At 62.2% G+C, this 11,207-nt stretch carries 10 protein-coding genes; 5 read left to right on the top strand and 5 right to left on the bottom strand.

The features are described from left to right. The first annotated feature begins 126 nt into the window (after positions 1-126). Positions 127-1,005: an EamA family transporter RarD gene (rarD, locus tag KR227_RS04310; RefSeq protein WP_218363912.1), complete on the top strand. Its 879-nt coding sequence runs from the start codon at positions 127-129 to the stop codon at positions 1,003-1,005. Between the two features lie 19 nt (positions 1,006-1,024). Here the strand turns inward: rarD and KR227_RS04315 are convergent, their stop codons facing one another. The 3 genes from KR227_RS04315 to lspA are packed head-to-tail and all read right to left on the bottom strand — an operon-like array spanning position 1,025 to position 3,108. Then, positions 1,025-1,663 (bottom strand): hypothetical protein, encoded by a 639-nt coding sequence (locus KR227_RS04315; RefSeq protein WP_218363914.1) that lies wholly within the window; start codon positions 1,661-1,663, stop codon positions 1,025-1,027. A 24-nt stretch (positions 1,664-1,687) separates the two neighbouring features. Next, positions 1,688-2,620 carry an RluA family pseudouridine synthase gene (locus tag KR227_RS04320; protein ID WP_218363916.1) on the bottom strand — a complete coding sequence of 311 codons (933 nt, stop codon included), beginning with the start codon at positions 2,618-2,620 and terminating at the stop codon, positions 1,688-1,690. Next, positions 2,617-3,108: a signal peptidase II gene (gene lspA / locus KR227_RS04325; RefSeq protein WP_370625162.1), complete on the bottom strand. Its 492-nt coding sequence runs from the start codon at positions 3,106-3,108 to the stop codon at positions 2,617-2,619. Before lspA ends, KR227_RS04320 begins: the two co-directional genes overlap by 4 nt. Positions 3,109-3,246: 138 nt before the next feature. On the opposite strand from lspA, the gene KR227_RS04330 reads away from it, so the two are divergent. Both KR227_RS04330 and KR227_RS04335 read left to right on the top strand, forming a co-directional pair. Continuing rightward, the gene (locus KR227_RS04330; protein WP_218363921.1) at positions 3,247-4,218 is read left to right on the top strand and encodes a hypothetical protein; all 972 of its coding nucleotides are present in this window, start codon (positions 3,247-3,249) and stop codon (positions 4,216-4,218) included. A gap of 119 nt (positions 4,219-4,337) precedes the next feature. Further along, entirely contained in the window at positions 4,338-5,987 is a 1,650-nt protein-coding gene (locus KR227_RS04335) for an ABC-F family ATP-binding cassette domain-containing protein (RefSeq protein WP_218363923.1), read from the top strand. Positions 5,988-6,065: 78 nt separating this feature from the next. On the opposite strand, the gene KR227_RS04340 is transcribed toward KR227_RS04335, so the two are convergent. Then, the gene (locus tag KR227_RS04340) at positions 6,066-6,698 is read right to left on the bottom strand and encodes a hypothetical protein (RefSeq protein WP_218363925.1); all 633 of its coding nucleotides are present in this window, start codon (positions 6,696-6,698) and stop codon (positions 6,066-6,068) included. Positions 6,699-7,081: 383 nt separating this feature from the next. Between KR227_RS04340 and KR227_RS04345 the strand changes: the two genes are divergently transcribed. Next, positions 7,082-8,050 (top strand): asparaginase, encoded by a 969-nt coding sequence (locus KR227_RS04345; RefSeq protein ID WP_218363927.1) that lies wholly within the window; start codon positions 7,082-7,084, stop codon positions 8,048-8,050. Here KR227_RS04345 and KR227_RS04350 read toward each other — a convergent pair whose 3' ends face one another. Further along, complete coding sequence (locus KR227_RS04350; RefSeq protein WP_218363929.1) at positions 8,051-9,451, bottom strand: DNA polymerase IV; 1,401 nt, start codon at positions 9,449-9,451, stop codon at positions 8,051-8,053. A 268-nt stretch (positions 9,452-9,719) separates the two neighbouring features. Here KR227_RS04350 and KR227_RS04355 point away from each other — a divergent pair, with 268 nt between their 5' ends. After that, positions 9,720-11,153 (top strand): HNH endonuclease signature motif containing protein, encoded by a 1,434-nt coding sequence (locus tag KR227_RS04355; RefSeq protein ID WP_218363931.1) that lies wholly within the window; start codon positions 9,720-9,722, stop codon positions 11,151-11,153. Positions 11,154-11,207 lie beyond the last annotated feature (54 nt).

The following is an 11,207-nucleotide window of genomic DNA, read 5'->3' on the forward strand; positions in this document are numbered from 1 at the left end:
AACTGCTTTCCGCTGCCGCCTCGAAGCCCCTCGTGGCGCGCCCCTTCTTCCTCCCCACTATGCACTTATCGACGCTGCCCTACAGCAATGAATCCCGCCCCAGGCCGAGGGCCTAAGGTATCTAGCATGGTCTACGGCGTTCTTGCTTATTTGCTGTGGGGACTTTTTCCCGCCTATTTTCCTCTGCTCGACCCCGCGAGCCCCTTCGAGATCCTGGCGCACCGCATCGTGTGGACCGCCGTAGTGATGGTAATCGTTATCAATATCACAGGGGCGTGGAAAGAACTCTGGCGCGCCAGCAGCCGCACGTGGATGACTGTGGCCGCCGCCGCGGTGGTGATCGCGATCAACTGGCTCGTCTACGTTATTGCGGTAACCACCGACCATGTTGCCGAAGCCGCACTGGGATACTTCATCAATCCCCTCGTGGCTGTGGTGCTCGGATTGGTGTTTTTACGCGAAAGACTGCGCCCACTACAGACCGTGTCGGTGATAATCGCCGCCATCGCGGTCGCGCTCCTGCTGCTGTTCAGCTCCACCCCACCACTCATCGGCCTCACCCTGGCTTTTAGCTTCGCGATCTACGGTCTGCTTAAAAAGCGGGTGCCGCTACGCCCGAGCGCCTCGCTTGCGGCCGAAACTATCGTGCTGCTGCCCTTCGCCCTGCTCTACCTCATCTGGCTCGAGACCAGCGGCCAGGGCACATTCCTCTCCACCGGGATCGGGCACATGGGGCTGCTCGCATCCTCCGGCGCGGTCACGGCGCTGCCGCTTTTGCTTTTCGGCATGGCGGCACAGCGCATCCCGCTCTCCACGGTGGGCATGCTGCAATACATCACCCCCACCATTCAGATGCTCTGGGCGCTCTTTGTCACCCACGAGCACCTCGATCAGGTGCGCTGGATCGGCTTCATCATTATCTGGATCTCAGTCACGATCTTCATCGTCGATATCGCGGCGCACGGAGTACACCGCCGATCCCAGAATCGACGCCAGAACTCCTAGCGGCAGCGCCCGGCCGGCTTTAGAACGCCGGGGTCTGCTGCGTGGTGGCCGGGACCTGCTGGATTGTCTCGAAATCAGCGCGGTGGACCGGCATGATTCCGAAACGCCCCCACGCGGCGTCATTAGGCAGTGCCTCTAGGTAGGCGACGTCCTCGTTCAAACTGAGTGTCTTGATGGTGCGGGTAGGAGCCCAAATCACCAGTCCTTCGATCGGTGTGGACTCGGCGTCGTCAAGCAAAAACTGGGCGGCCAAATCGTGGCGCAGCGCCGTGGCAAATACCGCACGCCTATCCGCGGCGGCCGAAGGCTCCGGCACCACCACCGGCGAGGACATGTTGAGCACCACCGCCGAGACCCGGGGCACATCCAACTCATCGGCGATGCGCGCCGCCCGGGTCACCGACACAGGCGCGTCGAAGGTCACCAAAGCGAAGGCCGGCTCTTTACTGTCGAGCCCCGAGACTGTCGCCGCGGCGCGCTCGGCATAGTGATCGATAGATTCGCCTGTTTCTCGCCCCAGCATGTCTCCATTCGAGCTCGCAGGGCGCTCGCCGGTGTAGACCCGGCCGGCCGTGAAGACCACGGCAATGGTTAGTAGCGCCACGCCCATAGCAATGAGGACATAGCGCAGCATCGAGGCGTGGTTCACATCAGACATGGCGTACCCATCATGGTGTATCGGCTAACTTTCCCGAAGAGTATCGAGCGCTCGCGCAAGATCCTCTGGGTAGTCGCTCGTAATCGTCATCTTTTTGCCCGTGGCAGGATGATCAAACGTTAATGACACGGCATGCAGCCACTGCCGGTTGAGGCCGAGCCTTTCCGCGAGCGCCGGATCCGAACCGTACATGGGATCGCCCACACAGGGATGGTGCAAACTGGAAAAGTGCACGCGAATCTGGTGGGTGCGCCCGGTCTCTAGGTGAATATCGAGCAAGGATGCCTCGGCGAAGGCCTCGAGAGTCTCGTAGTGGGTGACACTCGGCTTGCCGTCGCGTGTTACCGCGAAGCGCCATCCTGCGGAGGGGTGGCGGCCAATGGGGGCATCGATCGTGCCCTCGAGCGGATCGGGGTGGCCCTGGATGAGAGCGTGATACGTCTTGGTCACCGTGCGCTCCTTGAAGGCGCGCTTGAGCACCGAGTAGGCGAGCTCGGATACGGCCACCACCATCACTCCCGAGGTTCCCACATCGAGCCGCTGCACGATGCCCTGGCGCTCCGGCGGCCCCGAGGTGGCGATGCTAAAGCCCGCGGCCTTTAGCCCGCCGACCACGGTGGGACCCTCCCAACCGATCGTGGGATGCGCGGCCACACCGACCGGCTTATTGATGGCAATGACGTGCTCGTCGGAATACAGCACCTCCATGCCCTCGATCAGTTCCTCTTTAGGGATGAGATCCTGGTTCGGCCCGGGCAGGGTGACCTCGAGCAGCGCGTCGACAGCGAGCCGATCGGATTTTCGCACCGGCTGACCGTCGATAAGCGCATCGCCCTTCGCCACAATATCCGCGGCGGCCGACCGAGAAATCCCCAATACCTTGGATAGGCCTTGATCGACGCGCATTCCCGCCAAACCATCGGGGACCGGCATGCGGCGAAACTGCTCAGAACTCATGCTGTCTCCTTCGTTGGCTCGGGTTCAAAAAACAGCGACACAATCACCACGACGACCCCAATGGTGATCGCGGAATCCGCCAAGTTGAATACGGCGAAACTGCCAATGGAGATGTAGTCCACGACATGGCCGACGAAAAAGCCAGGCGCGCGAAAAAGCCGATCGATGAGGTTGCCTAGGGCACCGCCCGCGATGAGAGCGACTCCGATGAGCTGAGGACGGTGCACCATTGTGCGACCGAAGTAGAGCGCGCCGAGAACAAACACCAACTGCACCGTGGTGAATACCCAGGTGTGATCTTCTCCCATAGAAAACGCCGCACCGGAATTAAACACCAGTACAAGACGCGCCCAATCGCCGATGACTGACACAGGATTGAGGGGGTCGATGGTGTGCAGAATGGCTTGTTTAATCACCTGGTCCAGCACCGCGATCACCACGATGATCGGGACCAGCACTCTCAATGCGCTCCTCTTCTTTGTTTCCACGCCATCAATATTGCCTTACTCCCCGCGCAGAACAGAACTGCCGCGCCTTCCGCCGCGCTTATCGACGCCTACCTCCACACCGCTGCACACTGGCCCCCGCACTAACCAGCCCATGCAGTCTCACTAGAATCATCGGTTATGACACCCCCGTGCCGCAGCCACCGCCCTCGTCGTTTATCCCGCAGCGTCATCGCCCTGTGCGCAGTTGGCGCCGTGGGCTTAGCAGGATGCTCCGCTGAGGATTCCGCCACCGACACCGCCGCTGTAGACAGCGATAATGCGGTGGAGTTGCAGCTGGATTCCCCCAAGGTCACCGTCATCGATGCCGGGGCGCAGGATTCTGCCACCGAACTTCGCTACACCGCGACTGCGGACAGCCCAGAAGAGGAACTATCGGTGGTGGCCTACGACGGTTTTAGCCAACAAATCGCAGCCCTTAACGAGGTCGAACCTCAGGCCCCCGCCGGCGGCGATGTCACCAGCCTCACCCTGCCGCTCACCGGCCACATCGACGGCGATAGCGGCCGACTCGAACTCGCACTAGGAGCCCCCACCTCAACGGATCTGTCCCTCAACGACACCCTCGCCAGCGCCGAAGGATTCCGGATCGTGGTCGACCGCAGCGATCGTGGAATAGCGAACTCGGTGCGTCTCGCCGCCCCGAAGGAGGCATCCGACGAGGCCCGCTCCATGGTGGAATCCGCGGTCTTCACCTGGCTATCGCTTTCCGTGGTGTTCCCCGAGGAGCCCCTCGGCGACGGCGCCCAGTGGACCGTGGACAGCCGGGTACCGGGCGAAAACTCCATGCTCCAAACCATCACCTACACCCTCGACTCCCACGAGGGCACCACCGCCACACTCAGCGCCGAGATTCAACGCCGCTCCACCCTCGGGGCGCTCAGCGCCGGCGAGGACCACCCCGAACTAGAGGTCGTCTCCACGGAATCAACCTCCACAGGCGAACTCACAGTGAACCTCGACAGTAGCGTCCGAAACACCGGCCGCATGGCAGTGACCACCCGACTGGTCTACGCCGCCGATGCGGCACGCGAAGACCAACAAGCCGTGATTCAAGATCTCACCAGCGCAGTGGAGTATTCTTCCCCATAGAACACTGGGTGTCACCCCACTACAGCAGTCGCCGCGCGCCCAGCCCGCACGCCGGCGACGCCCCAACGCGCCTGCCCGCTGTGAGGCCGACACCATCACCCGCCGATGAGGAGCAGCCCATGTCTAAACACATCCATATTGCCGTCGACGGTGTCAGCTTTTCCTATGGGGCACACCGCGTTCTCACCGATGTGTCCTTCGCCGTCGGCGCCGGCGCGGTAGCCGGACTCATCGGCGAAAACGGTGCCGGGAAATCAACGCTCATGCAGCTCATCAGCGGCACCCTCGAACCCGATGTGGGAGCAATCATCACCCCCACCAAAACCGGCTACCTCACCCAAGAAGTATCGTGGCCGCCCACCGCTCCCCTGCGCTCGATCATCTCCGACGCGATCGGCGAGCTCAAAGCCATCGAGCGCGACATCATCAGCGTCTCCGAAGAACTCGCCACCCACCCCGACTCCGCCGAGCTCGCCCAACGCTTCGACACCCTGCTCGCCGCGGCCGAACGCCACCAAGTCTGGACCCTCGACGCCCGTATCGCAGAAGTCCTCGCCGGCTTAGGACTGGCCAAAGTTGATCTCGACGCCCCCATAGGCTCCGTCTCCGGCGGGCAACGCCGCCGCCTCGCCCTCGCCGCGCTACTGCTCCGGCCCGTCGACGCGCTCATCCTGGACGAGCCCACCAACCACCTCGACGATCTCGCCTGCGACTTCCTCATCGACGAACTCCGTTCCTTCGACGGGCCCGTGCTGATGGCCAGCCATGACCGCTGGGTATTGGACAAAGTCGCCACCCATATCGTCGATCTCGATCATTCCCTCGGGCCGGAGGGCGGCGAAGGTGAAAATCTCGCACAAGGCGTGGTGTTTGGCGGAAGTTTTTCCGAATACCTCGCCTATCGCAAAGAACTTCGCGCCCGCTGGGAACACGACTACCGAATCCAGGAAGCAGAACGCTCCCGTCTCGAAGCCGGGGTGCAAGTAAGCGAAACCGATCTTTTTGCCCGCCAGGACTCCAAAACAGAAACCCGCTCCTCCGCCAAGTACTACGCCGACAAGGCAGCCAAAGTGCACGGGCAGCGCATACGTACCGCACGCAATCGCCTCGACGCTCTCGAGCGGCGGGAGATCCCCGCGCCGCCGAAGCGGCTCGAATTTGCTGGTTTGCCGGAGCACTTTCTCACCACCACTGGCTCGGACTACGCACTCATTTTTCGTAATTTCACCGTTCCTAGCCGCATGGAACACGCCTTATCGGCAAAGATTCGCCATGGAGACCACGTTCTCATCACCGGCCCGAACGGCGCCGGAAAGTCGTCCCTGCTGGAAGCGATCGCGAATACCACCGATGACGAAAACCCCAGTTTGATTATCGGCGATGACCTTCGCGTCGGCTGGATGCAGCAGGACACCGACTGGGACGATCCCTTCCGCAGCGCCAATGACATTTACGCCGATCACGCACCCAAGGGCGCGGCCTCTCTCACCGAGCTGGGTTTGCTCAGTGAGGAAGCCGCCAGGCGCCCGATTGAAAAGCTGTCGTTGGGGCAGCGCCGCCGGGTAGCGTTGGCGATCGTGTTGGCGGATCCACCGGATATTTTGCTGTTGGATGAGCCCACCAACCATATTTCCCTCACCTTGGCCGAGGAGCTCGAGGAGGCGCTGGACGGCTATGAGGGGGTGCTGCTGCTGGCCACCCACGATCGGTGGATCAAGCGGCGGTGGCAGCAGCGCGTGATTGATATTCCCGCGCCGCATCGCGAATAGAGCGCACAAAAAGGGCCCATCCTCCCGCTGCGGGGAGATGGGCCATGTGCTGTCCGGCGATGCGCTCGCCGTGTCTGCTTATTGCGGGGCGGGGGCGCCTTCCGGTGCGGGCGGTGCCTCGCCCTCGGGTGCGGGAGGAACCTCGCCTTCAGGAGCGGGTGCTTCGCCCTCGGGGGCGTTGTCCTCGGGCACCGGTGCCGGGGCGGGGAGCTCCTTGCAGAATGCGGGAACTTCCTCTGGGGCGACGGTGCTGTTGACCACGGTGCAGGCCCAGTCTTGGGAGACCTTCCAGTGGCCGTCTTCGTTGACGAACTCCACGCCCTCAGCGATCTGCGGCTCGCGATCCGGGAGGGTGAAGTGGATGGTGGCCATCACGCTATCGGGGGTCCAGCCGGGCAGGATCGGGTCCACCACTTGGAAGTTGGCGCCGGACTCTTGCTTGGAGCGGGTCATGACGTCGAACAGCTCGGGGGCCTGGTCACCGTTTTGTACGGTGAGCACGCGCTCCTCGATGGGCAGGTTCGGATCGGTGGCCCGGGCCAGAACGCCGTTGAGTTCTTCCAGGGTGGGAAGTTCGACAGCGGCGGTCGAGGAGCTGGTGCTGGAGCTGGTCTCAGACTCCTTGGAATCGCTGTCCTCAGAGCCGCACCCTGCCAGCACCAGCGATGCGGCGGTGACTAGTGCGAGTGCACGTGCCTTGTAAAGTTTCACTACTCTCCTCAGTCCTTGACTGTGTAGGTCAATTTTGTGATTGTCCACCCAGCGCCACTCAGCGTGGCGCTGGCGCGTCCACACGGGGAGGAACCACGATCGCGGGCACCATCAGTGACCGCAGATCACGAGATGACACAGCCATCTCAGTCCCTTCTCAGCGGCAGCTTAGAGCCGCTTCATGCAGGTCTCGGGCGGAAAATCTAGTACTTGGATTCTACACGGGCCAACGCGAATGGACACATCCTGGACGGCGTCGATAAGCGCCGAATGGCGCGTGCGGGCGTACGAGAAGAGCCACGGTCGCTGTTCGGAGTAGCGCGGCAGCGGGCTATCGAGGCGTTTCCGCCCGCGGCGCGGCGGCGGTGTGGCACGCTATATGCATGACTAACGAGACCGATACCACTGCGGAGCACGCCACCACCCCAGCTGCCAAAATTGTTGTGATTACCACGGGCGGAACGATCGCCTGCACAACCGATCGCGACGGAGTGCTCTTGCCCACAGTGAGCGGAGCCGAGCTGCTGGAACCGGTCGCCCAACGCTTCGAGGACACACAGCTGGCGCTCGAGGTGCGGGAACTGGACCGCCTCGATTCCTCCGCGATGACCCTCGCCGACGTCGACGCCATCATCGCCGCCGTCCACGACGCCCTCGACGACCCCACGGTGACCGGTGTCGTCGTCACCCACGGCACCGACTCCATGGAAGAAACCGCCGTTGCCGTCGACACCTTCCACGATGATCCCCGACCCGTGGTCTTCACCGGCGCCCAACGCAGCTTCGACCACCCCGACTCCGATGGGGTCGGCAACCTCTTCGAGTCCGTCGTGATCGCCATGGACTCCAGCGCCCGCGGCATCGGCGTCATTATCGTGTTCGGCCACGCCGTCATCCCCGCACGCGGCGCCACCAAATGGCACACCAGCGACAACCTCGCCTTCGCCACCAACGCCCCCGAAGAGCCCACTCGTGCCGAGCCTCTGCCCGACGCGCCCCTGGCTGACGTCACCGTCGATATCATCGCCGCATATCCCGGCGCGCCACGCACGCTTGTCGACGCCGCCCTCGACAACGGAGCCGACGGCCTCGTCATTGAAGCCATGGGGGCAGGCAACGTCGGCCGAGAACTCGCCATCGCCGTCGGCGAAGCCCTCGACGCCGGCACACCCGTGGTGATCACCACCCGCGTTCCCCGCGGCGACGTGCACGGCTCCTACGGCGGCGCCGGCGGCGGCGCCACCCTGCTCCAAAAGGGAGCCCTGGGATCCCACTACTTCCGCGCAGCTCAGGCCCGCATTCTTCTTGCTGCCGCTATTGCCACCGGCGTTCACCCCGCGACGCTGTTCTAGTTAATCCATCTCCTCTTCATACCTGGCCAACCACTCCTCCCACTCTAGGGAGGCCAGTGGATCGGCGGGCTGAAGATCCGGGTCATCTACGGCGAAACTTCGCGTACGTCCACGCGTTGTCGTGCGAGTTTCAAAACGCACCGACACGATTCCGTGTCCAGAGCCCTGTACCCAGCCGTGACCGTACTCGGGGTGTACCACGTCCTGGGTGGCGGTCCAGGTGGGGCTGTCCGGCTCTGGCTCTGGGGATTCTTCGCCGTCATGAGCGGGCTCTGGAGAACTATCCCGAACGCCCACCTCCGTATCGTCAAACTTCGCGGGCGGCAGGACCCGCTGATCAAGTTCTGGAAACATGACGTTTTGGCGTGCAGCTTCCAGGCCGGAAAAAGACACTCCCACGAGCCTGATCGGCCCGAGTTCATCTGGGTAGCGCACCATTTTCTTGGCCACCGCGTGCAAAGTGTCGAAATCATCGGTGGCATAGTTCAGCGTGTGCGAGCGGGACTCGATGTGAAAGTCCGCCATACGCAATTTCACTGTGACCGTACGGGCGCCGCGGCCATCCTGGAGTAGCCGTCGGTGTGCTCCACTTGCGGCGCGCTCCACTGCAGCGTCCACATCATTGACTGTGACAAGATCCAGCGGATACGTGTGCTCTTGAGAGATTTGTTTCGCAATCGCGCGCGGTTTTACTAAGCGGTGATCGTGTCCGCGCGCAAGATTCCACAATTCGAGGCCGGTTTTACGGCCGAGACTTATCACCACTTCTTCTTCGCTGAGTGCCGCGAAGTCACCGATCGTTTCCACCCCGAGCGCCCGCAGCTTGGATGCGGAGACAGGACCGATCCCCCAGAGTTTGCCCACGTCCAGGGGATGGAACATGGCTGATTCCTCTTCTTGGGCAACCACGAAGACGCCATCCGGTTTCGCCTCACCTGAGCCGATTTTCGCGAATTGCTTACCGCTGCCGGCCCCAATCGAGGCGGGCAGGCCTGTTTCTTCGCGAATTTCTTCGCGCAGCTCTTCGGCCCAGGCTTTCACAACGTGAGGTTCCTCGCCTTGTATCTCGTGGGGTTCGAGAAAAGCTTCATCGATGGAGAGCTGTTCAATAACGCCGGCCCGCCGGGCCACGATCTCGAATACCCGCGCCGATGCTGCCTTGTACACGGCCCGGCGCGGCTGCACGACCACTGCCCCGAAGCCCACCATGGCTTTCGCTTGAAACATTGGCATGGCCGAGTGCGCGCCAAACGTGCGCGCTTCATAGGATGCCCCGGCCACCACACCGCGCCCGTGCACCCCGCCTACGAGCACGGGCCGGCCGCGCAGCGTGGGCCGTGTCAGCTGCTCACAGGATGCATAAAACGCATCCATGTCGATGTGCAGCACCCAACGTCTCATACCTTCGAGTTTCCCAGATCTTTCTCATGCGCTTATCGACGACGTCTCCTGGCGATGTACCCGCACAGGAGAGTGACCAAACATCGCAGTCTAGTTCCACACCGTCGTTCTGGGCGAGACAGTACGCCCCAGTTGTGCATAACCCCGGAACAAAGCTGAGTATTTCACAGACGCACCGCGTATCAGGCTTTCTGCCAAGCCAAGATCGCCTGAGGTCGCTAGTCTTCGGCTACACCCCAAGAACTACCGCCTCTAGGAGAAGACCGTCATGTCTGTACAACGCTGTCACCAGCTCATTCGCGTCATCGGCGATGCGTATGAGGAACTCGTCGAACTTTTTGACTTCGACCAGGGTGGAACCCTGAGCCTTGCCGAGAGTTTGCCGGCGCTCGTGGAGCTGGAAAAACACAAGGCTGTACAAGCGCATTTAGACATTTTGCTCTGCCATCTCGCCGGCAAAGAAAATCTCACCCACGTCGCTGGGACCAATAAGCCCCGTCGCGTTCTGCGTGAGCATCTGGGCTGGTCAGGTAGAAAAATTACTGCGGCTATAGGCGAAGCGAGCCGGCTGTACAGTCCCGTGAAAGATGCCCGCATCGAAGCGGCGGAAACCGATCCAGCTCTCGACGCCGAGGTCAAGGCAGATGTGGGTCTCGCCACCGATTTGCGCGCCATCTCTCGCAAGAAACTACTCACCCAGCACATTGGCGCAGAAAAACGCACCCTCATTGATAAGCAGCTGCTCAACCTCATGGCACACAACTCCCTGCAAACCGAAACCTTGCGTGCTGAGGCCATCGACTACGCCGCCAGCCATAGCTTCAATGCCACCCGCTCCTTCCTCCGCGAAAAAGTGGCCTCGCTCAACGACACCCTCGACCCCGATAAAGAGCACGCCGAACGCAACCGTTTCTTCACCGTGTCCAAGCCCGATAAACACGGCGGGCAGCGTATTCACGGGTACCTGCCTCCACGCACCTGCGCCAAGTTGCATTCCCACATGGACAAACATCTGCGCACCACCCGCGACAAAGATGATGCCCGCAGCCTCAACCAGGTCATGGCCGACGCCTTCGACTCAGCCATCGGTTCGCACCAGAACAAGGGGGTCTTTGGCATCTCCATCTCAGCGAAAGACTTCGATATCGAGGACTATCGAGCCGCCAACGTTAGCTTCCCCACCGACACCGGCGTGAGTCTGAGCCCGGCAGACGTACTCAAGGTAGCGGAGCAGAAATATGGCTTCGTGTGTGTCCACGACCCAGAGACAGGCCAAGCACTGTCTGTGCACAAGGTGGAACGCCTTGCCAGCTTCCGCGACCGCATAGCGCTGCTCGCCTCCGAATTGGTGTGCTCGCACCCAGACTGTAACGAACCAGCGAGCCGCTGCCAGGTCCACCACCTGCTCGCGTGGAAGGACGGAGGAAAAACCGAGCTCCCGAATCTCACCCTGCTCTGCCCCGAACACCACAGCGATAACGACGATTCGCGCAGCAACCCACACAAAACCCACGCGGTACGAGATCCCCGTACGGGCCGTGTGGGCGTGACCTACCCCGCGACAGCCACGCGCCCCACCCCCACCATCACCTTCAACGACTCCCCCGACGCCCAGCGCTCAGCGGGGGCACGTATCCGACAGCAAGCATGGCCCCAGCGCCTGCACGCAGAGGAGACCACGGAATGGCGCTATGCCAGCTAAGCCGCCCTGTAAACGCAACAAACCCCGCCGAAGCGGGGCTTGGTGACACGGGCG

Source organism: Corynebacterium sp. TAE3-ERU30 (genome assembly GCF_019209925.1).
In the GTDB taxonomy this organism is placed as follows: Bacteria; Actinomycetota; Actinomycetes; order Mycobacteriales; family Mycobacteriaceae; genus Corynebacterium; species Corynebacterium megadyptis.

Bases quoted from the DNA above. Each gene is read 5' to 3' on its own strand.
- KR227_RS04355 (WP_218363931.1), top strand. From the start codon at position 9,720: ATGTCTGTACAACGCTGTCACCAGCTCATTCGCGTCATCGGCGATGCG.
- KR227_RS04320 (WP_218363916.1), bottom strand. From the start codon at position 2,620: ATGAGTTCTGAGCAGTTTCGCCGCATGCCGGTCCCCGATGGTTTGGCG.
- KR227_RS04330 (WP_218363921.1), top strand. From the start codon at position 3,247: ATGACACCCCCGTGCCGCAGCCACCGCCCTCGTCGTTTATCCCGCAGC.
- KR227_RS04345 (WP_218363927.1), top strand. From the start codon at position 7,082: ATGACTAACGAGACCGATACCACTGCGGAGCACGCCACCACCCCAGCT.
- KR227_RS04350 (WP_218363929.1), bottom strand. From the start codon at position 9,451: ATGAGACGTTGGGTGCTGCACATCGACATGGATGCGTTTTATGCATCC.
- KR227_RS04335 (WP_218363923.1), top strand. From the start codon at position 4,338: ATGTCTAAACACATCCATATTGCCGTCGACGGTGTCAGCTTTTCCTAT.
- KR227_RS04315 (WP_218363914.1), bottom strand. From the start codon at position 1,663: ATGTCTGATGTGAACCACGCCTCGATGCTGCGCTATGTCCTCATTGCT.
- rarD (WP_218363912.1), top strand. From the start codon at position 127: ATGGTCTACGGCGTTCTTGCTTATTTGCTGTGGGGACTTTTTCCCGCC.